The organism is Micromonospora luteifusca (genome assembly GCF_016907275.1).
In the GTDB taxonomy this organism is placed as follows: domain Bacteria; phylum Actinomycetota; class Actinomycetes; order Mycobacteriales; family Micromonosporaceae; genus Micromonospora; species Micromonospora luteifusca.
Genome location: NZ_JAFBBP010000001.1, coordinates 2,467,117 through 2,491,522 on the forward strand (window position 1 = coordinate 2,467,117; position 24,406 = coordinate 2,491,522).

The 24,406-nt window shown below is 68.6% G+C and carries 31 protein-coding genes and 3 tRNA genes; 3 read left to right on the forward strand and 31 right to left on the reverse strand.

The features are described 5' to 3' along the window. Positions 1 to 162: 162 nt before the first annotated feature. The 19 genes from JOD64_RS10820 to JOD64_RS10910 form a co-directional block, all read right to left on the reverse strand. Entirely contained in the window at positions 163 to 852 is a 690-nt protein-coding gene (locus tag JOD64_RS10820; protein WP_204942107.1) for a hypothetical protein, read from the reverse strand. Then, entirely contained in the window at positions 849 to 1,712 is an 864-nt protein-coding gene (locus JOD64_RS10825; RefSeq protein ID WP_204942108.1) for an ABC transporter ATP-binding protein, read from the reverse strand. The genes JOD64_RS10820 and JOD64_RS10825 overlap by 4 nt, the downstream gene beginning before the upstream one ends. Before the next feature lie 80 nt (positions 1,713 to 1,792). Then, positions 1,793 to 2,509, reverse strand: a complete 717-nt coding sequence (gene rplA, locus JOD64_RS10830) for a 50S ribosomal protein L1 (RefSeq protein ID WP_204942109.1) — start codon at positions 2,507 to 2,509, stop codon at positions 1,793 to 1,795. 78 nt (positions 2,510 to 2,587) lie between these two features. Further along, positions 2,588 to 3,019: a 50S ribosomal protein L11 gene (rplK, locus tag JOD64_RS10835; protein ID WP_110563109.1), complete on the reverse strand. Its 432-nt coding sequence runs from the start codon at positions 3,017 to 3,019 to the stop codon at positions 2,588 to 2,590. A gap of 187 nt (positions 3,020 to 3,206) precedes the next feature. Beyond that, complete coding sequence (gene nusG, locus JOD64_RS10840; RefSeq protein WP_204942110.1) at positions 3,207 to 3,929, reverse strand: transcription termination/antitermination protein NusG; 723 nt, start codon at positions 3,927 to 3,929, stop codon at positions 3,207 to 3,209. 39 nt (positions 3,930 to 3,968) lie between these two features. After that, entirely contained in the window at positions 3,969 to 4,361 is a 393-nt protein-coding gene (gene secE / locus JOD64_RS10845) for a preprotein translocase subunit SecE (RefSeq protein ID WP_204942111.1), read from the reverse strand. A gap of 214 nt (positions 4,362 to 4,575) precedes the next feature. Further along, positions 4,576 to 4,648 (reverse strand) — tRNA-Trp (locus tag JOD64_RS10850). Positions 4,649 to 4,777: 129 nt separating this feature from the next. Next, complete coding sequence (locus tag JOD64_RS10855) at positions 4,778 to 5,170, reverse strand: MaoC family dehydratase (protein WP_204942112.1); 393 nt, start codon at positions 5,168 to 5,170, stop codon at positions 4,778 to 4,780. A gap of 1 nt (position 5,171) precedes the next feature. Beyond that, positions 5,172 to 5,618 (reverse strand): MaoC family dehydratase N-terminal domain-containing protein, encoded by a 447-nt coding sequence (locus JOD64_RS10860; RefSeq protein ID WP_204942113.1) that lies wholly within the window; start codon positions 5,616 to 5,618, stop codon positions 5,172 to 5,174. A gap of 124 nt (positions 5,619 to 5,742) precedes the next feature. Further along, the gene (rpmG, locus tag JOD64_RS10865) at positions 5,743 to 5,910 is read right to left on the reverse strand and encodes a 50S ribosomal protein L33 (protein WP_007073056.1); all 168 of its coding nucleotides are present in this window, start codon (positions 5,908 to 5,910) and stop codon (positions 5,743 to 5,745) included. Positions 5,911 to 6,043: 133 nt separating this feature from the next. Next, positions 6,044 to 6,116: transfer RNA gene (locus JOD64_RS10870), tRNA-Met, on the reverse strand. A 24-nt stretch (positions 6,117 to 6,140) separates the two neighbouring features. Further along, positions 6,141 to 6,213 (reverse strand) — tRNA-Thr (locus JOD64_RS10875). Between the two features lie 93 nt (positions 6,214 to 6,306). After that, positions 6,307 to 8,763: a putative bifunctional diguanylate cyclase/phosphodiesterase gene (locus JOD64_RS10880; RefSeq protein ID WP_204942114.1), complete on the reverse strand. Its 2,457-nt coding sequence runs from the start codon at positions 8,761 to 8,763 to the stop codon at positions 6,307 to 6,309. Between the two features lie 110 nt (positions 8,764 to 8,873). Then, positions 8,874 to 9,053 carry a hypothetical protein gene (locus JOD64_RS10885; RefSeq protein WP_204942115.1) on the reverse strand — a complete coding sequence of 60 codons (180 nt, stop codon included), beginning with the start codon at positions 9,051 to 9,053 and terminating at the stop codon, positions 8,874 to 8,876. 462 nt (positions 9,054 to 9,515) lie between these two features. Then, on the reverse strand, positions 9,516 to 9,728 hold the full coding sequence (locus JOD64_RS10890; RefSeq protein WP_204942116.1) for a hypothetical protein: 213 nt from the start codon (positions 9,726 to 9,728) through the stop codon (positions 9,516 to 9,518). 51 nt (positions 9,729 to 9,779) lie between these two features. After that, positions 9,780 to 10,091 carry a hypothetical protein gene (locus tag JOD64_RS10895; protein ID WP_204942117.1) on the reverse strand — a complete coding sequence of 104 codons (312 nt, stop codon included), beginning with the start codon at positions 10,089 to 10,091 and terminating at the stop codon, positions 9,780 to 9,782. A 184-nt stretch (positions 10,092 to 10,275) separates the two neighbouring features. Then, positions 10,276 to 10,551: a hypothetical protein gene (locus JOD64_RS10900; protein ID WP_204942118.1), complete on the reverse strand. Its 276-nt coding sequence runs from the start codon at positions 10,549 to 10,551 to the stop codon at positions 10,276 to 10,278. Between the two features lie 183 nt (positions 10,552 to 10,734). Further along, positions 10,735 to 11,598 carry an alpha/beta fold hydrolase gene (locus JOD64_RS10905; protein WP_204942119.1) on the reverse strand — a complete coding sequence of 288 codons (864 nt, stop codon included), beginning with the start codon at positions 11,596 to 11,598 and terminating at the stop codon, positions 10,735 to 10,737. Positions 11,599 to 11,785: 187 nt separating this feature from the next. After that, positions 11,786 to 12,340, reverse strand: coding sequence for a histidine phosphatase family protein (locus JOD64_RS10910; RefSeq protein ID WP_204942120.1), 555 nt, complete (start codon positions 12,338 to 12,340; stop codon positions 11,786 to 11,788). A 598-nt stretch (positions 12,341 to 12,938) separates the two neighbouring features. Here JOD64_RS10910 and JOD64_RS10915 point away from each other — a divergent pair. Next, positions 12,939 to 13,445, forward strand: coding sequence for a hypothetical protein (locus tag JOD64_RS10915; RefSeq protein WP_204942121.1), 507 nt, complete (start codon positions 12,939 to 12,941; stop codon positions 13,443 to 13,445). Between the two features lie 11 nt (positions 13,446 to 13,456). Here JOD64_RS10915 and JOD64_RS10920 read toward each other — a convergent pair whose 3' ends face one another. From JOD64_RS10920 to JOD64_RS10930, 3 genes are read right to left on the reverse strand one after another with little or no spacing between them, the layout of a single operon-like run. After that, complete coding sequence (locus tag JOD64_RS10920) at positions 13,457 to 14,893, reverse strand: tyrosine-type recombinase/integrase (RefSeq protein WP_204942122.1); 1,437 nt, start codon at positions 14,891 to 14,893, stop codon at positions 13,457 to 13,459. Further along, positions 14,890 to 15,075, reverse strand: a complete 186-nt coding sequence (locus JOD64_RS10925) for a helix-turn-helix transcriptional regulator (RefSeq protein ID WP_030329852.1) — start codon at positions 15,073 to 15,075, stop codon at positions 14,890 to 14,892. Before JOD64_RS10925 ends, JOD64_RS10920 begins: the two co-directional genes overlap by 4 nt. Continuing rightward, the gene (locus tag JOD64_RS10930; protein ID WP_204942123.1) at positions 15,072 to 16,826 is read right to left on the reverse strand and encodes a replication initiator; all 1,755 of its coding nucleotides are present in this window, start codon (positions 16,824 to 16,826) and stop codon (positions 15,072 to 15,074) included. The genes JOD64_RS10925 and JOD64_RS10930 overlap by 4 nt, the downstream gene beginning before the upstream one ends. A 95-nt stretch (positions 16,827 to 16,921) precedes the next feature. Between JOD64_RS10930 and JOD64_RS10935 the strand changes: the two genes are divergently transcribed. Then, on the forward strand, positions 16,922 to 17,275 hold the full coding sequence (locus JOD64_RS10935) for a hypothetical protein (RefSeq protein WP_204942124.1): 354 nt from the start codon (positions 16,922 to 16,924) through the stop codon (positions 17,273 to 17,275). 26 nt (positions 17,276 to 17,301) lie between these two features. Here JOD64_RS10935 and JOD64_RS10940 read toward each other — a convergent pair whose 3' ends face one another. The 5 genes from JOD64_RS10940 to JOD64_RS10960 form a co-directional block, all read right to left on the reverse strand. Beyond that, positions 17,302 to 17,838: a DUF2637 domain-containing protein gene (locus tag JOD64_RS10940; protein WP_204942125.1), complete on the reverse strand. Its 537-nt coding sequence runs from the start codon at positions 17,836 to 17,838 to the stop codon at positions 17,302 to 17,304. Next, positions 17,835 to 18,023: a hypothetical protein gene (locus tag JOD64_RS10945; protein ID WP_204942126.1), complete on the reverse strand. Its 189-nt coding sequence runs from the start codon at positions 18,021 to 18,023 to the stop codon at positions 17,835 to 17,837. The genes JOD64_RS10940 and JOD64_RS10945 overlap by 4 nt, the downstream gene beginning before the upstream one ends. A gap of 3 nt (positions 18,024 to 18,026) precedes the next feature. Beyond that, positions 18,027 to 18,293 carry a hypothetical protein gene (locus JOD64_RS10950; protein WP_204942127.1) on the reverse strand — a complete coding sequence of 89 codons (267 nt, stop codon included), beginning with the start codon at positions 18,291 to 18,293 and terminating at the stop codon, positions 18,027 to 18,029. Further along, positions 18,290 to 19,885 carry an FtsK/SpoIIIE domain-containing protein gene (locus JOD64_RS10955; RefSeq protein ID WP_204942128.1) on the reverse strand — a complete coding sequence of 532 codons (1,596 nt, stop codon included), beginning with the start codon at positions 19,883 to 19,885 and terminating at the stop codon, positions 18,290 to 18,292. Before JOD64_RS10955 ends, JOD64_RS10950 begins: the two co-directional genes overlap by 4 nt. Before the next feature lie 175 nt (positions 19,886 to 20,060). Continuing rightward, the gene (locus JOD64_RS10960; protein WP_091402451.1) at positions 20,061 to 20,456 is read right to left on the reverse strand and encodes a transcriptional regulator; all 396 of its coding nucleotides are present in this window, start codon (positions 20,454 to 20,456) and stop codon (positions 20,061 to 20,063) included. A 652-nt stretch (positions 20,457 to 21,108) separates the two neighbouring features. On the opposite strand from JOD64_RS10960, the gene JOD64_RS10965 reads away from it, so the two are divergent. After that, positions 21,109 to 21,552 (forward strand): hypothetical protein, encoded by a 444-nt coding sequence (locus tag JOD64_RS10965; RefSeq protein ID WP_204942129.1) that lies wholly within the window; start codon positions 21,109 to 21,111, stop codon positions 21,550 to 21,552. Here the strand turns inward: JOD64_RS10965 and JOD64_RS10970 are convergent. The 4 genes from JOD64_RS10970 to JOD64_RS32920 form a co-directional block, all read right to left on the reverse strand. Then, entirely contained in the window at positions 21,542 to 22,318 is a 777-nt protein-coding gene (locus JOD64_RS10970) for a glycosyltransferase family 2 protein (RefSeq protein WP_307813324.1), read from the reverse strand. The genes JOD64_RS10965 and JOD64_RS10970 overlap by 11 nt on opposite strands. After that, entirely contained in the window at positions 22,306 to 23,127 is an 822-nt protein-coding gene (locus JOD64_RS10975; protein ID WP_204942130.1) for a GntR family transcriptional regulator, read from the reverse strand. The genes JOD64_RS10970 and JOD64_RS10975 overlap by 13 nt, the downstream gene beginning before the upstream one ends. 146 nt (positions 23,128 to 23,273) lie before the next feature. Further along, a complete protein-coding gene (locus JOD64_RS10980; protein ID WP_204942131.1) occupies positions 23,274 to 23,519 on the reverse strand; it encodes a precorrin-4 C11-methyltransferase in 246 nt (81 codons plus the stop codon). A 91-nt stretch (positions 23,520 to 23,610) separates the two neighbouring features. Next, positions 23,611 to 23,946 (reverse strand): hypothetical protein, encoded by a 336-nt coding sequence (locus JOD64_RS32920; RefSeq protein WP_239559476.1) that lies wholly within the window; start codon positions 23,944 to 23,946, stop codon positions 23,611 to 23,613. Between the last annotated feature and the right edge of the window lie 460 nt (positions 23,947 to 24,406).

Consider the following 24,406-nt stretch of genomic DNA (forward strand, 5'->3'; position numbering starts at 1 on the left):
CGCGGGGCCTTCGACCGTGCCGAAGCACAGTGACCAGCGGTCTCTGGGTGGTTCCTCATCCGTGAGAACACGGATGACGTTTGAAGAGTACGCGACCCCACGACCTGCACCAAATCGCCCCCTGTGAGCCGCGCCACCGGCGGCCGGCGCTCCCGTCGCCGGTCAGCCCTGGGCCCGCCGCCGCCACAGGTAGCCGCCGACGACCACGGCGCTCCACGCCAGCGCCCACACGGTCAGCCCCAGCAGGGTGAGCGCGGCGGCGTCGCCTCCGGTGGTGCGGGCGGTAGCCATGATCGGCGGCGCCAGCCAGGGGGCCACCGAGCCGCTCAGGCCGAGCACCACCGCGCCGACGCCACCGAGGGCCAGCACCGCGACGCCGTACCCGGCACTGCCAACGGAGGCCCGGCTGGCCAACGCGCCCAGCGCAACCGCAGCGGGCAGGGCGAGCAGATGCGCCCACAACCCCAGGGCGAGCCCGACCGGGATCGACCGGTCCCCCGGGTCGACCGGGCCGGAGATCCCGCCGACCAGCCACGGGAAGAGCAGCGCGACCGCCACCGTCACCAGCGCCGCCACACCGGCGGCGAGGAGCCCGGCCAACCGCTCCCGGGCCGCACCGACCGCCACCTGTGCCAGCCGGCGCTGCACGTCCGGCTCCACGTCCAGAAGGATCTTGGTTTGCCAGGCGAGCACCGGGAAGAGCACCACCGCCGAGACGCCGTACGCCTCCGCCGGCTGGGCCCGGCCGCCGCCGTACAGCGTGCCGAGGGTGATCAGGCCGGCGAGCAAAGGTGCCAGCGCCCGACCGGTCCGTAGGAAACCGGCCAGCCGCATCCGCACCAGCGCGATCACCGGGCCTCCCCCGCTGCCGGCTCGACCACCGCGTCCGCGCCCTGGCCGCCCACAGGCTGCTCGGGCGTCAGCTCACCGGCTGGCCGGGCCGGTGGGGAGTGGGGGCGAGCCTGTGGTGCGGCGAGGGAGGCGTCGGCGCGTACTCGAAGAATTTGATGGCCCTCGGCGCGCAACCGGGCGACGGTGCCGGCGACCCGCGCGGCCGGCACCGCGACCTCGACCACCGCGATCGCCTCGTCCGCCGACGGCGCCTCTTCGGTCAGCGACCCGTCGGCCACCGACCAGCGGCGCGCGGCCGGCAACCGGACCGTCTCCCCACGGTGGTCGCTGACCAGGACGGCACCGTCGGCGGCGAGCACCTCGGAGATCAGCTCGGGGACCAGCTCGCGGGTGGCGGCGTCCAGCCCTTCCCACGGCTCGTCGAGCACCAGCAGGCCCGGCAGGCGCAGCATCGCCTGGGCGAGCCCGACCTTCTGCGCGGTGCCCTTGGACAGCTCCGGCAACCGGACCGAGCGGAAGGCGGACAGCCCGAGCCGGTCGGTCCAGGAGGTCACCGCCTCGTCGACCGCCGTCCCTCTCAGCCCCGCCACCCGGGCCATCCCGGTCAGGTAACGGACCACGGTGAACGGCTGGTCGGCCGGGAAACGCTCCGGCACCCAGCCCACCCGTGCCGGCCGGCCGGTCACCCGACCCCGGCCTGGGCGGAGCACTCCCGCGGCCACCTGGAGCAGGGTCGACTTGCCCACGCCGTTGCGGCCCAGAACGACCGCCACCTCGCCCGGACCGAGCCGCACGTCCACGCCCCGCAGCACCCACGGCCCCTGCCGGTGGTACCGCACCCAGACGTTCTCCAGCTGCATGGCACAGAGCCTGCCACACCTCAGACGCGCCGGGGCGCCGCCACGATCGTGGCGGCGCCCCGGTGGAACGAACTGTCGACTCAGGCCTCGGTAGCGTCTCCGGTGAGGTTCTTCACCAGGTTCGGGTCGACCGGAACGCCCGGGCCCATCGTGCTGGTGAGGATGACCTTGCGGAGGTACTTGCCCTTGGCCGCGGACGGCTTGGCACGCAGCACCTCGTCGAGCACCGCCGCGTAGTTGTCCACCAGCTGGCTCTCCGTGAAGGACGCCTTGCCGATGATCAGGTGCAGGTTGGAGTGCTTGTCCACCCGGAAGGTGATCTTGCCGCCCTTGATGTCCTGCACCGCCTTGGTGACGTCCATGGTCACCGTGCCGGTCTTCGGGTTCGGCATGAGACCGCGCGGGCCCAGGATCCGCGCGATCCGGCCGATCTTGGCCATCTGATCCGGCGTGGCGATCGCCGCGTCGAAGTCGAGCCAACCACCCTGGATCCGGGCGACCAGCTCGTCGGTGCCCACCTCGTCCGCACCCGCGGCGGTGGCCTCCTCGGCCTTCGCGCCACTGGCGAACACGATCACGCGGGCGGTCTTACCGGTGCCGTGCGGCAGGTTGACCGTGCCGCGGACCATCTGGTCCGCCTTGCGGGGGTCGACGCCGAGGCGCATGGCGACCTCGACCGTGGCGTCGAACTTGACGTTGGTGGTCTCCTTGGCCAGCTTCACGGCCTCGGCGGGGGTGTAGAGCTTGGACCGGTCGATGACGTCGGCGGCCTTGCGGTAGCTCTTGCTGCGCTGCATTGCTGATTACTCCTGTGGTCTCTGGCGGGCCGCTCGGCGCGAGCCCTCCCACGGTCAGATCGACGGCCTGGGCCGACGTCAGTCGTTGACGGTGATGCCCATCGAGCGGGCGGTGCCGGCGATGATCTTCTCGGCCTGGGCCAGGTCGTTGGCGTTGAGGTCGGCCATCTTCTTCTCGGCGATCTCACGCAGCTGGGCGCGGCTGACCGAGCCGACCTTCTCGGCCTGCGGAACGCCCGAACCCTTCTGCACACCGGCGGCCTTGATCAGCAGCCGGGCAGCGGGCGGGGTCTTCAGCACGAACGTGAAGGACCGGTCCTCGTACACGCTGATCTCGGCGGGGACGATGTCGCCCCGCTGGGACTCGGTCTGCGAGTTGTAGGACTTGCAGAACTCCATGATGTTCACGCCGTGCTGGCCGAGCGCGGGGCCGACCGGCGGCGCCGGCGTGGCCTGGCCCGCCGGCAGCTGAAGCGTGAACGTCTTGACGAGCTTCTTCTTCGGAGGCATGTCACTTCCTGGGGCTTGGAGCTGGGAAAATGCGGCTGTCGCCGCTCTCGGAGCGCGCACGGTCAGCGCGGTGCGACAGCGGCGACATTCAAGAGTAGCGCAGGCCGCAGCCCACTCGTCCGCCGAGGTCGAGCGGGAGGGCGTACGCCGACGTCGGCGGCGGGCTGGGCCCGCCGCCGACGACCAATCAGATCTTGGCGACCTGGTTGAAGTTGAGCTCCACCGGCGTCTCGCGACCGAAGATCGACACCAGCACCTTGAGCTTCTGCTGGTCGGCGTTGATCTCGCTGATCGTGGCCGGCAGCGACGCGAAGGCGCCGTCGGTGACGGTGACCGAGTCGCCCACCTCGAAGTCGAGGACCTTGATCTCCGGCTTCGACTTCTTCTGCTCGGTCTCGACGGCCGGCGCCAGCCACTTCAGCACCTCGTCGAGGGAGAGCGGGGCGGGCCGGTCGGCCCGGTCGGTCGCGCCGACGAAGCCGGTCACGCCCGGCGTGTTGCGCACACACGAGTAGGACTCGGCGGTCAGCTCCATCCGAACCAGGATGTAGCCCGGGAAGACCTTGGCCTGGATCTGCGAACGCTTACCGTTCTTGACCTCGACCTCTTCCCGGGTCGGCACCTCGACCTGGTAGATGAAGTCCTCCATGTCGAGGCTCGTGATCCGGGTCTCGAGGTTGGTCTTGACCTTGTTCTCGTACCCGGCGTACGAATGCACCACATACCAGTCACCCGGCGCGTAGCGCAGCTTCTGCCTCAACTCGGCGACCGGGTCGTACTCCTCGTCCGGCGCGGGTTCGGTCATGGGGAATTCCGGCTCGCTGGCGGCCTCAACCGACTCGTCACCAGCCGCCGTCGCGACCGTGGACTGCTCGTCCACCGGTCCGGCGGTCTCGTCGTACTCAGGCACGCTCGCTCACTTCCGTCACTATCGGCTGGAGACAGCCGGTCAGTCCGAGTTGCCGAAGACAAACAGCACGACCTTGGCAAAGCCGAGGTCCAGCAGGCCGACGATCGTCAGCATCACCGCGACGAACGTCACCACCACGGCGGTGTAGGTCAGCAACTCCTTACGCGTCGGCCAGATGACCTTACGCAGTTCGGCTACGACCTCGCGGAAAAACCGGGCGATGCGGCCGAACACGCCCACTCGACCGGTCTCCGACCGGGTCGTGGGCCGGCTGTCCGCCGACTCCGCCCGGGCACGCGACCGCGTGGCGGTGCCTCCCCGGGAGACCGGCTCGTCCGCGCTGGGGGCGTCGTCATCGGCTACCTCGTCGACGACCTCGTCGTCCAGACGATCGTCGCCGGCGTCCTCGCCGCGCCGCTTGTTGTCGGCCACTTCGCCCTCCGTCGCGGAATCTCGGGTCGCACGCCGAGTGGCGTACGCGGCGCTGGTCACGCCGGCCGGACCCTACCGTCCCGCGACGGGCCGCGGCCGGTGGATCAATCCGGAGGGCCCGATTGCCTCGGAACCACCCCGCCGATGCCACCACCACGGGCCGGACGCCGCCAAGCTGGCGGCGCGACCCACGGGAACGGTCAGGCCTGAGGCGCAGGGGTGACAGGACTTGAACCTGCAGCCTGCGGTTTTGGAGACCGCTGCTCTGCCAATTGAGCTACACCCCTGTGCGGCAACACTCGCCCCACGCGGTCACAGACGACCGAGCAGGGGTCACTTGCCCCACGGCGGACCAGTGTACGGGTAGCCGCCCGACTTTCCCAACCGGTCTCTCCGCCACGCGTGGCGGGCCTGCTTCAGCGTGTCGTCCGGATGGTTGCCCGGGCCTGCGAGAGCACCTTCTCGCCCAGGCAGGTGGCGGTCACGTCGAGACGGGTGAGGCCGTCCTCGGTCACCTCACGGACCCGCGCGGAGACCTCGATCTCGGTCCCCTGGTCGTCGTCCGGGACCACCACCGGCCGCGTGAAACGAACGCCGTACTCGACCACCGCGTCCGGCGACCCGGCCCACTCGGTGATCGCCCGGCCGACCAGCGCCATGGTGAACATGCCGTGGGCGATCACCCCGGGCAGACCCACCTTGGTGGCGAACCTGTCGCTCCAGTGGATCGGGTTGAAGTCACCCGAGGCGCCGGCGTAGCGGACCAGATCCGCGCGGGTCACCCGAAACGTCTTGGCTGGCAACTCCATCTCAGGCCTCTCCGCGTACGACGATCTTGGACCAGACGGCGACCACCGGTTCCCCGCCGACGGTGGTGACGTCGGTGCGCGTGGTCAGGAAGCCGTGCCCGCCCCGGGTGCTGACGTCCTCGATGGTGTTGGTGCAGACCAGCTCATCACCGGCGACCACCGGCCGGGTGTACGCGAACCGCTGGTCGCCGTGCACCACCCGGCTGTAGTCCATACCCAGGGCCGGGTCCTCAATGATCTGGTTGCTCGCGGCCATCGTGACGATCACCGGGAAGGTCGGCGGGGCCACCAGGTCGGGGTGGCCCAGCGCCTGCGCGGCCTCCAGGTCGTGGTGGGCCGGGTCGGTGGCACCGATGGCGGTGGCGAACTCGCGGATCTTTTCTCGGCCCACCTGATAGGGGGCGGTCGGCGGATAGGTCCGGCCGACGAAGGAAGGGTCCAGAGACATGCCGCGAACCTACACGGAAAGCACAATCGCCGACCTGCTCGGCAGGCAGCGGCACAGCCGCGCCAAACCGGTCAGATCGGCGATTGAAAAGCTTCGACAGCGGCCGGCAGGAGCCGGCCAACGGTCAGCGGGTCTCGCGGTGGACCGTGTGACGGCCGTCGCGCGGGCAGAACTTCTTCAGCTCGATGCGATCGGGGTCGTTACGGCGGTTCTTGCGCGTGATGTAGTTGCGCTCCTTGCACTCCACACACGCCAAAGTGATCTTCGGCCGGACATCGGTAGCCTTCGCCACGGCGGAGTGCCTTCCTCGCTAACGGAAACAACTACGACGCGCCAGCCTAGACGCTGACAGCGCGGACATGCAAAGTGGGCGCCGGAAGCGCCCATTTCCTACGACCACCGGCAACGAGCCCGGAAGACGAGAGTAGCGGTGGCCGGACTTGAACCGGCGACACAGCGATTATGAGCCGCTTGCTCTACCATCTGAGCTACACCGCTGCGATGGGTCCAGCTGAACCCTCGAGCCCCCTTACGGAATCGAACCGTAGACCTTCTCCTTACCATGGAGACGCTCTGCCGACTGAGCTAAGGGGGCCTGCGCGATCTCCCCGTGGGGCGCGCAGAAGTAAGAGTACACGGCCCGGCTCGACAGGTGAAATCGGATCCCCGGTGATCGTCTACGCCCTGCTCAGGGCACGACACGAAGGCGCGGCAACTCCCCGTTGGAGACCGTTTCCGGCTCGATCTGGGCGCCGAACCAGGCGGCCAGCCGCTCGTACGGCAGCGGCCGGCTGAACAGGAAGCCCTGCCCGATCTCACAACCGATGTCCTGGAGAAGCTCCAGGGTCAGCTCACTCTCCACGCCCTCGGCGACCACGGCCAGGCCGAACTGCTGCGAGAGGGTCACCACGGCGTTGACGATGGCCAGGTCCCCCGGGTCGGTCGCCATGCCCTGCACGAAGGAGCGGTCGACCTTGACCTCGTGCACCGGCAGCCGGCGGAGGTGCGCCAGCGACGAGTCGCCGGTGCCGAAGTCGTCCACCGAGAGTCGGACACCGAGGTCGCGTAGCCGTCGCAGGGTCGGGATGGGCCGGTCCGTGCCGTCCAGCACCCCCGCCTCGGTGATCTCCAGGGTCAGTCGCTGTGCCGGCACCCCGTACTCGGTCAGCAACTCCTGAACCCGGTCCGGGAAGTGCTGGTCGGTGAGCGTACGGGCCGAGAGGTTGACCGCGATCGGCAGCGGCTGATCGGCCAGCGCCCAGTCGCGGCTGCGGCGCAGCCCCTCGCGGAGCACCACCTCCGTGAGCCGGCTCAACTGGCCGGTGTGCTCGGCCACCGCCACGAAGTCCTCAGGAGCGACCGTGCCGTGCGTCGGGTGCTCCCACCGGGCCAGGCACTCGACACCAACCAGGCGCCGGTCCCGCAGAGTCACCTTGGGCTGGAAGTAGACCTCCAGGTCGTCCTGGTCCAGTGCTCGGCGCAGATCGCCGGCCAGACCGAGCCGGCGCAGCGATCGGGACTCCAGCGCAGGGTTGAACAGCTGCACGCTGCCCGGCACCGACTTGGCCGCGGTGGCGGCCAGGTCGACCCGGAGCAGCAGGGTCGCCGCATCGCTGCCGTGGTCGGGGTGCACGGCCACCCCGACGGCGGTGTTCACGTCGAGGGTGAGCGCGTCGAAGACCATCTCGTCGCGGATCTGGTCGCGCAGTTGAGCGGCCAACTCGAGTGCCGCGTCGGCGCTCTCCAACCGCAGGGTCACCAGGAACTCGTCCCCACCGGCCCGGCCGACCAGAGCCGACGACGGCGCGCTGGCCCGCAACCGGCTGGCGACCTCGGCGAGGACCTTGTCCCCGGCCGCGTGACCGAGAGACTCGTTGACCTGGCGCAGCCCGTCGACGTCGAAGAGCAACAGCGCCACCACCTCGCCGGGGGCAGCGATCTTGAAGGACTCCGCGAGTGCGCCGGTGATCCGCCGACGGTTGGGCAACCTGGTCAGCGCGTCGTGGTACGCGTCGTGCCAGAGCCGGTCGACCAGCCGCGAATTCTCCAGAGCGACGGCGGCATGCGCTGCCACGGTCTCGAAGATGGGGATGTCGGCCGGGGCGAAGTGGCCCACGTCGCTGAGCCGGTTGACCACCTCCAGCGTGCCGATCACCGCCTGCCCCGATCGCAGGGGCACCGCGATGACGTCCTTGACCTTGGAGCCGGCGAGCGCGGACCGCAGCGTCGGGTCACCGTCGAAGGCTCGACCGAGGGCGACCGTCTGGCCCGACTCGCGAGTTTTCTCCCGAACCACCGACGGGGTACGGGCGACATCGAGGAGACCCCGGTCGTCGAGGCGTGCGGTCAGCAGGACCTCCGGGTGCCGACCCTGCGCCGGGAGCCACAGCGTGGCGTACTCCGCCTGCATGAGAGAACGGATCCGGCCGAGCAGCACGTCGGTCAGGTTGCCCTCCTGACCCGCCTCGCTCATCGCTCGGGTCAGCTCGTACATGTCACCCAGCGTGCGGTGCTGCCGGATGAACTGCGAGTACGAGCGGTAGAGCATGACGCCGGCCACCGCCAGGGCAAGCAGAAGCAGAATCGACCAGAGGGTCGTCACCAGCGCGATAAGGATGATCATCCCGATCGCGACGTTCAGCACCGTGGTCAGCAGGACCTGGACGGCCGTACGCACAGTCTCGCGGGTGCCCTGCCAGCCCTGCAGGAGCGTGATCACGCCGACCACGGCAACCAGGCTGATGAGCGTGTTGGCCGTGACAGCGGCGAAGAGCACAACCCAGGTCGCAGGGCCCACTCGGTCGTGAGGCGGCACGGCGGCCAGCACCAGGCCAGCCACCGAGCTGCCGGCCGCCGCCCGGGCGACGTTGAACCAGAACTTCGGCGGGGCGTACCCGCGCTGCATCTGGGTGAAGAGTTCGGCTGCCGTGGCGACGACGACCACGAGGAGCGGCGACAACCAGTACGCCACGAGCACCAGCGGGATCTCGCTGAGCGTCACCACGACCGCCTGGCGGCGGGCCACCATGCTGAGCGTTGGTATCCCGGCAGCAACCATCACCACCAGCAACGCCACAGCAATCGGCCAGTCCGCCAGGCGGCTGGGCACCGACAGGGCGAGGACCAGACATCCCACCAACGCCATCCCGGCGAGTGGAGCTGTGATCAGCCAGGCGTGTTCGGTGGTACGACGTCGGACAGCCTTAGGTGACACCGCACCGCCCTGTCATCGGTCACGTCATCGCCGCACCGGGGTCACCGGGTGACGACGGACTGCACTCCACTCGGAACCGACACGCTGTGGCCGGTGGGTGCGCCCCATTCGACGGCGGTGGACTGGAAGGCGCCGCCGAGCTGGGCACCTAGGAGGCCAACGGCCAGCGCGGCAAGGGCAAGCGACGCCATACGCAGCCGGCCAAACTTTCGACCAGACATGTGGAACTCCTGTCGGCAGGGGGGGTGTGCGGGGATGGAGATTCCACGATGGTGCCACAGCGGCGTCCGCCAGGAAAGTTCTCCCACCCGCGATCAGGCCGACCGACCCGCGAGCCGACCCGCTCGGCCGGACAGGGACAACGTCCGGCCAGACGATCTGCTGATCAACCCATGTTCGTACGCCCAAAAAACGACCTAGCAGAGAAAGCACACCTATTAGACGTAACAGTTCATTTGAACTGCGTGCCTCTCCGCCAAGTACGCACGCTACTCGCCGCTACCTCCTGGCAACAGGTCACTGTCACCTTCTGGTTCCTGTCCGTATCAGGAGTCGATTCAGCGGCATCAGATTGCCACCCGACTGGCCCAGCGTCGCCACGCCATCGATACATGCACATCAGCTCCGCGATATCGCGGCATTCGGTCCGACCGGAACACGACCACGCTCAGGAGTCGCGGCTTTCAGTCGTCCTTCGGCATCGACCACACATCCCGAGAGTCGTTGAAGGCTCCCGGGGACGGCTCGACCGTCAAAGACCGCACCCAGCGTGGGAGGGACGCAGCCCCACGTCCCACGGAACGCCAGAGCCGAGCCGCGGAGTAGACCACCCCGAGGACCACCGCCAAGCCCAGCGCCGGCAGCACCACGAAGGCCACCATCGCTTGAAGGATCACGCGGACATTCTCGTCCAGCGGTCAAGGCCGGCTATGCATCCGGAGCGCGGGTCAGGTGTTCCGCATCGGCCGGAACACAGCCCGCATCTCGGCTGCGCCACCGCTGTAGTAGCTGTCCGTGTCGTGGTCGAGCATCCACGCCGCCGGCCCGACCGGAGAATCCAACAGGAAGTAGCCGATCGTCTGAGGCCGAGTGGACTGCTCCAGGAAGTAACCGAAGCCGTCCGTGGTGAACGGGTTGAGCGCGTCGTACGCCGCGCGTTCCTGCTCCGACCTGGCCGGCAGTTGGTCCTTCAGACCGATCGCCCCGGCGAGCAGGTTGACGTGGATGCCGAGCAGCCCTTCGGGTCCCTGGCGGCCCATCGCGTCCGTGACGGGGCACCCACGCCCCCACCCTGGCGACGTGGCGCGTGTAGCCGAGGCCGTCCATCAGTTTCGCCCAGGCCTCCCCTGCCAACTGATCTGCGCCACCTCAGCGTCCTGATCGCGGCAGGACAGCCAATCAAATTCGAAGCCTCTGCAGACCCGGTTGGAAGCGGACAGATTGTCAGACCCGGGTCTCATCATGAGCGTCATGTTGCAGGGAAGGGTTATAGCCGAGAGCCTTCGCGTCGGATGTGACCTGCAGATCCGGGGCCTTCGGATTACCCGGATCAATCGGCAGGACGTCTCCGCTGCTGCTAGTAGCCACCAGCCCGACGTGTGGACATTGCTGGATGTCGAAGGCACTGATGACACTGCCGAGGAGTTCGCGTCCGCGCTGCGAGACGCTCTGATCGAAGACCAAGGCTGGTACGCCGACTTCCGCGTCGCCGATGATCATGTCGTGATCTTTCCTGGGCGGATCTTCCGCTATGCCATTGGTGACCACGCAGGACGCGCCGAGACCGTGCGGTACGGGAGGCTCGCCGGCGTGCCCCCACACCAACTCGACTGGGGCGACTAGCTTGGCGGCTGGCGTTTGCGGTCGGTCAGCGGCAGCAGCGGACGCCGTGCGGCGGGACGCTCAGGACAGAAAGTGGTGCAGCGCCGCAGTCAGGTCGTCGGGGTTCTCCTCGGCGACGTGATGGCCGGACTCGATCGGGTGTCCACGTAGATCGGCGGCCCAAGGGCGCCAGACGGCCAGCGGATCGCCGTACAGGTCCTCCAGGTCGTCCCGAGTCGACCACAGCAACAGAGTTGGGCAGCGGACAGTGCGACCGTCACGCCGGTCGGTTTCCTCGTGTGCTCGGTCAACGCCGAGGCCGGCTCGGTAGTCCTCCAGCATCGCCCGTACGGTGGCCGCATCGTGGATGGCCTGCCGGAACTCCCGGTAGTTCTCAGCTCCCATGCTCTCGGGCCGGGCACTACCGGCGTACCAGGCATCGGGGTCGGCGGTGATGGCCCGCTCTGGCTTGTCCGGCTGGGCGAAGAAAAACCAGTGGTACCAGTCCTGGGCGAACTTCGCATCGCACCTGGCAAGAGCCTCACTGATGGGTACGCCATCGATGACCACCAGATGACTGACCGCGTCGGAATGGTCCAGCGCCAGGCGTAACGCCACGTACGATCCGCGGTCGTGCCCGACCGTGGCGAACGTCGTATGGCCCAGTTCATTCATCAGCCGGACCATGTCCGCTGCGACCACCCGCTTGGACTGCTGGGAGTGATCCGCGAGGATTTTCGCCTTGCCGGATTGCCCGTAGCCGCGCATGTCGGGACAGACGACGGTGAACCCGCGATCAACCAGCTGCGGCGCGACTCGATGCCACGTCGATCCCGTACGCGGATGCCCGTGAACGAGGAGGACCGGAAGCCCGTGCCCCGCATGCCGGACCCGGAGCACCACCTCCCCGACATCGATCCGCTCGTCCTCGAAACCGTCAAACATGCGCGACAAGTATCCGGGCGCCCGTCGAGCAAACATCTGCTCATCGGCAGGACAGCACGGTCGTCGGCGCTGTCGCCCTGTCGCCCCCGGATCGCTGGGACCTGCCGCAAATCACCCGGCGAAGTTGTGTGACAGCCGATTCAGCTCTTCATCGGGCGAGTCTTCCTTGGGCGAGGATCGAACGCGCTCAGCGCGGAACTTGAGGTTCTTCCATCTGGTACTCCCAGCCCTCACGCCAGGCGAAGTCGGCGTCGACCAGGTCCTCCAGCCGGACCCCGTTGATCCAATGGTCGAAGCCCCAGCGAGTGGCAACGTGCCCGATCACCAGAACTCGCCGGCCCGACCACCGCAGCGACAGATCGTCGAGAAAACGACCGACCCGGTGCACGGCCTGTCGCCAGCTCTCGCCGCCGGGGTAGGGATGGTCGAGATACCGGCTGCGCCGCTCGTGCAGCTCGGCGGCCGGAAGGCCGTTGAGCTCCCCGTAGTCACACTCCCGCAGGCGCCAATCATGTAGCAGGGGGATCGTGGTTCCCGAGAGGGCAATGTCGGCCGTCTCCACAGCCCTCCGCAGGTCCGAGACGAAGACCGCCTCGATGCCGTCGCTTCTCCTCCGCTGGCCGAGTTCGGCTGCCAAGGCTCTTCCCCTCGGAGACAACCGACCCGGCAGCCATCCGGTGGCAAGACCTCGGTCGTTGTCCTCGCTCCAGGAGTGAGTCTCGAAGACGATCTCAATCGGCATCAGGCGATGTTACTGACGAAATGAGAACGGGTCGCTGACGACACCGCAGCGGCCAAGCCCGATCGGTTGCGCCCGAACCATCAAGATCCCCGAGACAGGACCTGGTCCGCAGAGGCGGCACGAGCGCAGCAGGGAAGCCTGGACGGGTCGATCTGGCCGAGGGTCTGGGCTTCCGGCGGCACACCTGCGGCGCGGTCCAACTCCGCAGGCAACACCAGCACCGGCATCCGCGGCCGCAGCCGAGCCCCCAGCGGCAAGATCGACCTGCCCGACAGCTGCGTCGTCATCGGCTGGACCCAGCCGGACTCAGCCAGACGAACGACAACGGCCCCCGATCAGCATCTCTGCTGGTCAGGGGCCGTGTCTGCACCTGGTGGCGGGTAGAGGATTCGAACCTCTGAAGCTTTCGCGACGGATTTACAGGGCGTCAGCGATCTTGGCCGCGTCAGGGCCGATGAGCTGGCGCTTCGCTCCCCTGATCAGGCGCCGACCAGGCTCCCGCCCACCATCTGCCCACGCCCACAGAACCAGCGCCCCACATCTTCACGGGGGCGGATATCGGAGTGACTCCGCTGGCTTGGCGGCGGAACATGTACCAATGCTCAGCAGCGACGCACTCGCCCGCCTCCAGGACGCCACCACCCTTTGGAGCATCGGGCAGGGCAAGGCAGCCGAGGTGATCGAGGCCGCCTGTGACTGCCTCGTGGCAGGCGTTGAGAGCGCCTCGCTGTGCATCCTGGCCGGGGTCTCGCCCACCGCCACCGATCAGGATCTGCTCCAGTGGCTTGAACCCACCCTCGACGAGCTTGGCCTGACCTTCTACCCCAGAGGCAGCGAAGATGCTGAGGACGCCGCCGTACGCATCATGGCTACCAAGCTTCTCGCCGGCGCCCTTCCCCCGCGCGAGTTGGCTCGCTGGACCCACTCGGCCATCGGACATGACGGCACACCCCTCGCCGAGGAGTTGGTCATGCTCGACGACGTGTACGACACGCTGGAGTACTGCGAGGAAACCGAAGCGGAGATCGATGCTCGCGTTCTCGCAGAGGCCCGCCGCTTGACCGCCACAGGCGTACCCACCCAAGGTGCCGACTCCACCGACTGACTCAGGCAGGATCACGCCAGAGCCTCGCCGATCTTGTCGTTCATGGTGTCGTCGCCACCGTCGATGCAGTTGGCGTAGACGCGGAGGAGGACGGCGACGCCGTGGCCCAGGCGCCGGGCTACCTCGGTCGGCGGGACGCCGGCATTCAGCCAGAGCGAGGCCGCCGCGTGACGTAGGTCGTAGGGCCGGCGGACGAGCGGCGAGGCGACCTGCGATTCGGTCAGCGCCTTCTCGCGGGCGAGCTTCCACCACCGGTCGTAGACCGACTCGGACAGCGGCCCACCGTGCAGACCCCGGAAGAACCGCCCGTCCGGACCGACCCCGTGATTCTCGACGTGCACGTACAGCAGCTCGACGAGCCGGGGCGGGATCGGGACCGTACGAGTCTCCGCCCTCCCCCGGTGCTTGAGTCCCCGCCGCTCGTGGGAACCGCCATCGTCGGTCCAGTGCGACCCGGCGCGCGGGGAGGTGCCGGCGAGCACCAGGCGGCCCCAACGATGTTCGATCTTCTCGTGCTCGCAGGACCGGGAAGGCTTGACCGCCGCCAGGTCGTCGAAGTCGGCCCCGCAGTCGACGCAACGGCCGGCAAGGTCGCAGTCCTCCCGCCGTAGGTCCGCGGCTTCCGAGGGCCGCATCCCCGCGTAGTAGAGACAGCCGAAAAACGCGGTGACCTTGTCGGCGCGTTTGCCGAGAGATTTCACCGCCTCCAGCAGCGTGGCGACCTGGGCCGGATTCGCCACTACCCGCCGGTCGATGGACTGTGCGACCTCGGGGGCGGTCCACTGAACCCGGTCGACCGGATTGGAGGCGATCAGCTCCAGCTCGACGGCGTACCCGAGCACGTTGTAGAACGTGGCCCGCTTTCGCTGGACGGTGGAGGCAGCCGCAAGCTTGCCGTCGAGGCGTACGCACAGGCTGTCGAGGACGCGGCGGACCATCGCGGGCGAGTCCAGCTCGACGACCGGGAGGGACACAGTTTCCAGCCAGGCCAGCGCCGCTGCATGCTCGGGCGGGATCTCGTCGGACCAGCGGCGCGGGTTGAGGCCGTAGAGGTACAGCGCCTGACGGAGCAGGGTGTCAGTCGGTCGGCCCCGCTTTGTCGGCCGGGTCAGGGTCACCGTGATCGAGGTCAGCGCTTCGACGATCGAGCGCCGGGTCTTGGCCGCCGCCCGGGGCCACTTCATCTCGACGTACGCGCGGCTGTGGGCGTACCAGGTGGTGGGGTTCTTGGTTCTGGCCTCGGAGACCGGGCGGCCGGTGGCCGGGTCGAAGGGCTCCCCCGCGTTGGCCGCCTGGACCAGCTCGGCGCGGAACGAGTGCGCTAGGGCTTTGGTGCGGAACATGTCCTCGAAGCGTTGGCCGCTCACTGCCCAGCGGACCCGCCACGGCCGAGCCTTCCGGTCAGCGCGCTTACCGATATCCCAGATCTGGACCTCGTAGCTCTTCATGCGGCGTCCTGCTCCAGGTCGCCGAGCCACCGACCGAGCGCCGACCGGCGGACCCGCAGCTGCCCGTTCGGGAGCTTAATCACCCGTGGTCCCTTGCCGGTCTGCCGCCAGTAGAACCAGGTCGAGCGCGGTACGCGCAGTTCGGCGAGCACTTCCGGCACGGTCAACAACTCTTCGTTCACTGCGTCTCCTCCCCGTCGTGCTGTGCGCTGTGCTGAGTTGCCGAGAGATCTGAGGACCCCTGCGCTGCCCGGTCCTTGGCGGCGAGCAGTTCGGACCGCCAGCGGGCGCGTTCGCTGATCGACCGCATGAGCCGGTGGGTCATCGGGCCCACGTCGGGGTCATCGGGTCGGGCCAACTCCCAGGCGTGGCGGACCCGTTCGGTGGTGGCGCCCTGGTCGTCGACGACCTGAGTGCCGTCGGTGGTGACGCCGAGCAGTGCCCGCACCCAGGCCCGCGCGTCGTGCTTGTGGTCGGCGAGGGTCTTGCCGGACCAGTCGCGGGAGATGAGGATGCGCCGGCCGCCGATGCCGAGGGTGTCGCGCTGGTGGACCTTGCCCTTGCAGCGGCCGGGCTTGAGCTTGGCGTGCGCCTTCTTCGGCTGGACGCCGTAGAGCAGCCAGTTGGCGCACCGGTCGGTACACGGGGTGAGCTGGAGTTGCTGCCAGAGCCGGTCGAGGTGCTTGCGTTGCCGGTCGGTGGTGGCCTTGTGGCAGTCGCCGGTGTGCTTGGTGATGTATTTCGTGACGTACCGGATGGTCCGTTCGGCGTCCTCGGTGCCGGGCATGACGCCGCGGGCGTCGACCTGGGCGCCGAAGCGCACGACGTGCACCGGCTCCGCGTCCGGGTCGTCATCGATGGCGTCGAGGGCTTCCGTCCAGGTGGTCAGCGGCACGTGGGTGTCCGGGTCGACCCATGCCGCCGCCTGCTCGTCCCAGACCGGGAGCCGATCGAGGGTGTAGCGCTGGACGTCGACCGAGGGCCACCACACCTGGTGGTAGGTCGCCGCCGCCACGGTGCGGAGCACGTCCCGGGGGATGGTGCCCCGGATGGCGAAGTGGGCGTGTGGGGCGAGTCGGCGTTGCGGCTCGACGCAGCCGGCGTACTGGACGTTCCAGCCCTCGCACCGCCGAAGGTTCTGCCAGAACCGGTCCAGCAGCCGGGGGAAGTGCACGGCGTCCCAGGCTGCGCGGCGGTAGTCGTACCTGGCCGGGTTGACGGGGGTGCCGTCGGGGCGGACCGGGCCGTACGAGTCGAGGGTGAGCGTGAGCCACATCGATGGTTGGTAGGTGGAGCCGTCCGGGGCGGTGTAGGTCTTGCCGACGGTGCGGCGCTCGACCTTGCGCCGAGGCAGTTCTGGGGCGTCCTGGCGCCGCTTGGTGGAGCGCTTGCGTCGCTGGCCGGGCTCGTCGTCCTGGTCCTCGTCGTCGCTGGCGTGCGGTGGTCCGACGCGCCCGCGTAGGCCCTCAGCGGCGATAGCTTCCTCTACCTCGCGGATTGCCTCGTCGAGGTCGGTCACCTGGTCCCACTGGGCGGCGCGTACGGCCTCGTCGCGGGAGAACTCCAGGTGTGCTCGGAACAGGATCAGCGACTTCTGCGCTTCGGTGGCGGGTTCCGGGCCGGGTAGTGGCTCGTCGTCGCGGTGCCAGCCCTCGCGGATCTGGGCCTGCCGTAGCCGGCGGTTCTTCTTGGCGCACGGTGGGCACTTGTCCTCGCGGGTAGCGCCGCAGGGAAGGTCGATGACTTCGGTCAGGCCGGTGTCGAGGTCGGTCCGGCGCATGGCGAGCGGGCGGACGCAGACGCCGTACTCGATGGCGATGTCTTTCAGGACGTCGATCGAGCGGGGCAGCGCCATGCGGGCCGCCCGCGACCCTGGGCGCGGAGCGACGCGGGTCGGGGCGGGTTCGAGGCCGGCCAGGGTCGGAGCCGTCATCGGCCCACCTCTACCGCGAGTCGAATGCGGTGGTCCCGGCTGCAGCTCCGCCGGTACTGTCCGGGCTCACCAAGAATCCGAGCGGCGAGGTCGACATGAACAGCGATGACGGTACGACGGTGCTGTGGCGCCCAACCGGGCCGAACGAGCTGGCTCTCGTCCGCGAGTCCGGATGGCGGGCGTGGCCGCCGCGCCTGCCGGATCAGCCGATCTTCTACCCCGTCCTGAACGAGGACTACGCGGTGATGATCGCCCGAGACTGGAACGTGCCCGCGTCGGGCGTCGGCTACGTGACCCGCTTCCGGGTGGAGTCGGAGTTCCTGAGTCGGTACCCGGTCCGCCAGGCCGGCGGAAAGACCATTCTGGAGCTGTGGGTGCCGGCCGAGGAGCTGGACGAGTTCAACGCTCACATCGTTGGAATGATCGGGATTGTGCACGAGTTCCGGTAGCCGCCGCCCGGCGACGAGGATGGCCGTCATCGGATGATCCCGACGACCTGGGGCCGGTTGGGCTGAACGACACCGACCCGAGGCAGCACCGCGGCTGATGCCGGCGGCATCACCGGAGCCGGCGGCGTGGGTTCGACCGGCTGCGGCTCGTCGTACCAATCGCCCTGCGGCTGATCGGGCTCAGGAGCCGGCGGTGTGGCGGGTTCGCTGGACAGGACAACCTTCACCAGGGCGAGGAAGGCCAGCGACGGCACCGCCGCGACGATCCAGCCCCAGACGGACGGTTCGGCTTCGGCGACCTGGGCGGCGAGGGAAAGCAACGCGAACGCGATCAGGAGGACCCCGACCAGGCCGACGGGGCGACCGGTGCGGCGGCGGGTGCGGATTTCCAGGCCGAGGTAGATGGCCATCAGCTCGACCGCTACGGCGTTGGCCCAGCCGATCCAGTCGGGCTGACCGTGGGCGACGGTCAGGTCGTGGACGTGGGTGAAGGCGGCGGCGCCGGCCATGGTGCCGACGACGAGCAGGATCAGCACCCGGATGCCGGATTCAGCGCGGATCATCGGCTGCTGCCGTTGTCGCGGACGGTCAGGGTGATACAGATCTGTTGGCCGTTGAGGTCGCGGCGGCGGTTGACCATGTGCGCCAGGCCGTGCAGGGCACCGGTGAGCCGGTCCGGGGAGCCGTTGAGTTCGATGTGCAGCGGCTTGAGGCGGTGGGTGCCGAGGAAGAAGCTCTTGAGGGACATCGGTTACCTCCGGGCCGGGGCGACGCGGGTACGGATGTGGTCGGGTGGCTCGCCGAGGGAGGCCACCGCTTCGGAGAGGCAGCGCCACAGCGCCCACGCCTCGTCGGGGGTCAGGTACATGCGGCGCCGGCCGCCACCGACGGCGAGATAGACCGGGTACGGATCGGGCCGGGCGGGGTCGACGCGGACGGAGACGGCGGTGCTGGTGGCGCCGTCGGTGCCGGGTGCGCGGAGCCGGTAGAAGGTTCGGCCGTCGGTCGGGGCGGTCACCGCGGCTCACCCCCGTCGGTGTCCCGGTCGAGGATGTTCAGCAGCGAGTCGGGCAGCAGTGGTCCGCGACGCTGCCGGGGCAGAGGCGGCCGGGCCGGTTCGGTGGCGGTTTCGCGGCCGACCTGGGCGAGGATGTCCGCCGCGTCGGCCGGCGCCGGGTATTCGGCGGCCAGCTCCCGAATGTGGTCGTCCGAGATGTAGGAGAAGCGGACCCGGGCCGGCTCTGGGGTGCCGTCGAGGATTACGTAGCCGACGCCCTTGGCCCAGCGGGGCATCTGGTCAGCGAGGGCACCCCGGTTGCGAGCACCATCACCCAACACGAGGTCGACCTGAGCGGCCTCGGTCAGACCGAGCGCGATCCGGGTCGGGAACAGGTCCCGAAACGGCAGCACCTCCTTGCGGGGGTCCTGCAACGCCGCCACAACCAGCACACCAACGCCGGCACCCTGCGACAGCAGCAGCCCGAGCGAGCCGGCGATGCGCTTGCGCAGGTCAACATCTTGGAGGTACGCGGTCAGTGCCGCCATCTCGTCGATGACGACGACGACCAGGGGGTCATCCAGGGTCGGAGTGTGGACCCGCACCGCGCCGGCAAGCCGGGTCTGCCGTTCCCGCACCACGGTGACGGCCTCGTCGAGCAGGTCGGCCATGGCCTCGAACGACTTGCAGGCGAATCGGGCGAACAGCGGCCGACCCATGGCGAACTCCATGCCGCCCTTGGGATCGATCACCCAGAGCCGGACCAGCCCGGAGGAGATCCCCCCGGCTAGGACGCGGACCAGCGACCACAGGACCGAGCCCTTCCCAGAGCGGGTGGAGCCGCCGATGAGGACATGCGTGGCGAGCAGATGCAGACACCAGTGCCGCAGGTCTTCCCGCCGAGCCAGAGGTAAAGCGGTGAAGTCGGGCACCGACGGGATGTCGAAGGGGCCGACCAGGGTGCGCAGCGCATCGGTGCGGACCACGACCAGGTAGACCACCGAGGGCCGGTCCCGGAACCGCAGCCGGTCCACCGCGCCGAGCACCAGTGCCCAGTAACCCGACCGGATCGGCGGGTCATCGGGGCGCTCGGAGTAGACCCGCGCGTGCCGCCGGCCGAAGGCGTACGCCAGGTTCGCCGTTGCCTTCTGGAACTCCTCCGGTGTCTGACCGCGGACCATGCGGATGGTCAGCACATCGAGCGCCTGATCCGAGCGGACCCGCAGCAGCTCCGGCAGGACCGTGCGATGGTCGTACACCTTGGCCAGGCCGCACAGCGTCATGGCCTCACGCCAGGCCCGCCGGTAGACGAAGAGCTGACGGAACCGGCCGAGTATCGGGCCGGCACACCAGGTCCACCAGGACGACTCGTGCCGCCACCGCCACAGCGCCGACACGGCAGCGGCTAGGACCACGGGCACGACCACGCCGACCCGGCCGAACTCGCGGAAGAGGCTCACCCCGGCCACGACCAGGCCGACAGCGACCGGGTGGCGAAGACACCACCACAAGCCCCGCCAGAGCCACCGCAGCACCAGCCCGACCGCGATCAGCCAGACCGGCAACTCCAGGCGGCGCGGGCGGATCACCATCAGGTCCCCGGCGGTGGTCATCACGACCTCGCCCCGCGGCCGGCGCATCATCGCGCACCCGCCAGGACGAGCCGCCGCAGGACGGCAGGCATACGCTTGGACATGTCACTACCTCTCTCGACAGAGCAGGGGAAAGAGACAGAGGGCGGGGCTGCCGTCCGCCAAGACCTGACAGCCCCGCCCCCACCAGAAGCGGCTACTGCGCCGCCTTCGTCGCCACGCCCGCCGGGGCACGCATCCCGGTCGCCCGCAGCGAATACGCCATCCGACCGTTGTTGCCCACGTACGGCGTGACGGTCATGCCGTCGAACTCCACCGCCTCGAACAGGCCACCCGTCGGCGGCACCGGCTGGTAGTCCGCCGAGATCTTCACCGTCGTCTCCCGCGACCGCTTCCCCAGCTCCGGGTCCAGGTCCATCACCCGGACCTGCCACACCCGCTGGCCGGTCAGCTTGTCCTTCGCCGGGCTACGCCGACCGGTCTTCTCGTCGTAGTCCTCGACCTCGCCCAGAGACTCGGGCACCAACGCGCACCCCGCCGGGAACACGTCCTCGCACCGCACCGCGAACCTCGTGCCGCCTCGCAGAGCCATCGCTCAACCTCCAACTTGTTAACTTGTCTGCCAAGTTGCGTTCCAAGGTAGACGGCACTTGGCAGACAAGTCAATGAGTTCCGGCCCGAAGTCCCCGAAAGACCCTTTTGTCACTTTCGTTGAGTTGGCAGCACCAACGGGACGGAAGTGTAAATAAAGCCAAATAAAAACGCGGCCAGAGAATTCAGGCCACCTCTAGTCGGCACGGATAATGGTTAAACAACTCTATTTCTAATCAATTTAAGCCAAACCCTTACCCTCTTGACTAGATGCGAAGTATTGGTATTCTTGGACCAAGCAAGTGAAAGGCGATTTGCCGCCGAAAGAATTCCCAGAAAGGAACTGGAATGACAGCAATTCTACTTAACTGCATAGATCTGGAAAGCGAGGGGGCGCTCTTTAGAATAACTATTCTGATCATAATATTGATCGGTTTGTTGACGCAGCCGGCATCAGTGTTCCAAGGATGTGAGAGCAGCCCAACCTGGGAGGATGCACCCGTGCCCTTCTTCCTGCAGGCGAGGATCGCGCTCCGAATGGCACCGACGGCCGTTTGCAGCAACGGATGCGGAAGGGTCCCGGGACCGGCAGGACCGTGCGTGGTCTGGTGAGTCGACGGTAGCCGCGCCATCTTCGGGGTACTGCTGATGCCATGGGAGACGAACAACAGGGCCTAGCAGTCGATGAGGTCCACTCACGACCTGATGGCCTGGGAGACACGACCGTCGAAGCGTTGGGCGAGCTAAGCAAGGCCCTTGAGACGATTTACCGGGTGCGCGGTCACCTGTATTCGGCGCACCAGCTCGTCGGCGGCGCGGATTTCACCCTTGACCGGGTGGTGAAGCTGCTCCGCGAGGCAGGACACGACGAGATGGCCGACCGGGTCGAGCAGGAGCTGTTGGGGCGCAACGTGCTACCCGGCCGGTGGACGTTCCAGATCGTGGAGGAGTTCGACGACGGCTACTACGCCGCGTTCCAGGAGATCGAGCGGGAAGCGCGGGAGAAGCTAGCCGGCGGACGGCGGCACATCTTCGAGGCGGAAATGAAGGAGCGGCGGCGTACCCACGGGATGCCGGGGCACGAAGCTACGCCGTAGCGCTGCCGTCGAAGCCGTCTGGGATCATCGAGGCCAGGGCGTTGGCTCTGGCCTCGATGATTCTCATCCGTCCCTGGTACTCAGCCGGTTCCCGGTGTGCAGCCTGGCTGGTCACCTGGCCGGGCCACTTGCGGTAGAGCAGGCCGTATTCGCGGGTGAAGTAGCCCGCGGTGACCGCGTTGGCGGCGAGCAAAAGGCCGGTGTCCTCCGAGGCTGGTAGGGCCATCCAGCCGCCCAGGGCGAAGACGAGATCCCGCCGCAGGCACAGGGTCGCCGGGTGCACCGATGCTCGGTAGTCGTTGGCCTTCCAGAACGTCAGGACCGAACCGCGGTCGATAACGCCGCCGGCCGGGTCCTTGTCCCATCCGGCGGTCGAACCGTCGGGGAGCAGGTCGAGGACCCGCGAGGTGGTCCAGCCGATCTGCGGGTGCGCATCGAACGCGGCGATGTCCCGGGCGAGCGCGCCAGGGGTCAACTGGTCGTCGGCGTCCAGCACCTTGATGAGTTGCCCGGAAACTCGGGAAAGAGCGAGGGTACGGGCAACACCAGGCCCACCGGGACGGCCGGTGCCCAGACTGATCCGGGGATCGTCAGGCAGCGCGTCGCCCAGGGCGCCGGTCTGCCCGTCCTCCTGGACGAGCCATTGCCAGTCCCAGCCGGCCGGCATCTCTTGCTTGGCCAACGACTCGTAGGCGCCAGCCAGGTGCTCGATGCTGGGCGCATGGACCGGGGTGATGACCGAGACGAGCTGCGTCAAGTTTTCCACCGCTGGAGTTTGTGGGAGTAGACAAGCTCGGTGCGGTCGCCCGGCATCACCACGTCGGCGACCTCGACGACCCGGCCGGTGGTGTCGGTCGAGGTCTTCCGCACAGTGAGCACGGAGACGCCCGGGTCGATGTCCAGCAACTCAGCCTCCTCCGGCGACGGCGGGCGGGCGCGGATCTCGTCGTCGATCCGGTCCAACTCGATGCCCAGCGTGTAGAGCTGATGCTGCGTGCCGCCCGGCCACGGTTCCTTGTCCGCGTCGAGCAAGTCCGGGTTCGCGGCCACCAGGTCGTACGGCAGGTAGGAGTACGACACGGTCAGCGGCGCGTTCTCATGCCGGGACGACGTCCAGTAGACCCGGCGCAGCAGCGGCGTACCCGGCTCGACCTGCAAGGCTGCCGCCATCTCCGCATCAGCCTCCACCCGCGAATACTCGGCGTGGAACTTCAGGTCGTCGACGGTCAGGCCGGTGTCGTGCTCTGTGGCGCCAGTCTTCAGCCGCTCGTCCTCGTCGAGCAGGACGCGATCCTTCTCCCACTGGTACCGCTCGGTGTTGCGACGGCGTACCCGCTGGCGGGGTGCCCGCACGTAGGTGCCGCGCCCCTGCTCCGCCCGGACCAGGCCCCATTCCCGAAGCTGCCGGATGGCGTTGCGGACGCTGGTGCGTGACAGGCCCGAGGTGTCGGCCAGCTCGGTTTCGCTGGGCATCAGGGTGCCGGGGGCCAGTTCGCCGCTCACGATCTTTGCCCGCAACTCTTCGGCGAGTTGCAGGTAGCGAGGGCGCCAGTCCCGGCCTTGCACACCGGTCACCGTACCCCCTAGACGTTCCAACGTCTGCCAGGTGGTCCCGCCAGCGGGCCGCTCAGGAACCGGCGGTACGGCTACCGCTGCTCGCGGTGGCCTCGCAGGGCGCAGGCCAGGAGTGCGGGGAACGGCTGAGCTCCGGGTGTTGGCGTTCACCGCGTCTCTCCGGCCCGCTCGCCGCCTTCTGCCGGTGTCAGCATCTCCAGCTGGGCGTAGACCAGCTCGTCGATGAGCCGGTCTACCTGCGCGGGCGACAGGAGTACGGTCTGCGTCGCGCCATAACGGGTCGCGTCGAGCTTCACGGCCAGGTCCCGGCGGGCGAACCGGTCGACGATCAGTTGGACGGTGACCCAGCCGGTCCGCTCCCGTCCAATGGTGGAGAGAAGCCCGCGGTGCATCGGATCGTTCGGTCCGCAGCCCCGACACCAGACCGGGCACACGAACGGCGCAATCGACGACGGCGACCGGCCCTCTGGAATGGCGGCGCCCTCACTCATCGCCGGCCCCCTGCTGCCCGGTGGCCTGTGCCAGCGATCCGCGAAGTTGCTCGACCAGTTGGGCTGCCTGCGGCACGGACAACTCCGCCCAGGCGTTCCCCGCCCGGCAGGTCACGTGAACACCGACCAGGGGACCGCCCAGAGCCTCACTGCTGATGAGGTACGTGACGACGAGCCCGCCCGCCCGACTCTCGCCGACCCGCTGCACCGGGCCGCGATGACGGCGGGCCATGTGCGTCATCACCGGTGGCACCAGGTACCCGCAGCGATCCGGGGCGCACCAGTCCGGGTGGCTCGTGACGGCGGCCGGCTTGTTCGTTCGACTCATCGCGGCCACCGCCCCCCGTTGCCCCGGAAGAGCTGGGCCCGCGTCATCAAGGGCGCGTACCGGAGCACAGGCAATTCACGGGTGGCACCTTTTGACCACTGCGGCGAGGAGGCCGCAGAAGCCGCGCGAGGACTCGATCGACCGATGCTGCTGGCACGCCGGGCAAATGGGCGCCTCCGAGACCACCAGGACGAGAGCCGATGGTGTCGACGATGAGAGCCGGACATCGCACCTCCACAGGTAGGCGGGGACCGGTGGCCAGCCGCGGGGGAATGCGGCCGGCCACCGGCCCGGATGAAGGCACGGCGCACCGTCCGACGCCGGACGGGTCGGGTATCGCCGAGCCAACTTGTACGCGCGGCGACCGCAACCGGTCCGACAGGACGCCGCGCATCACGTGCGACCAGAGCCGACGCGTGACCACCCCTGACACGAGCCGTCACCCCAGCCGCCTACACGG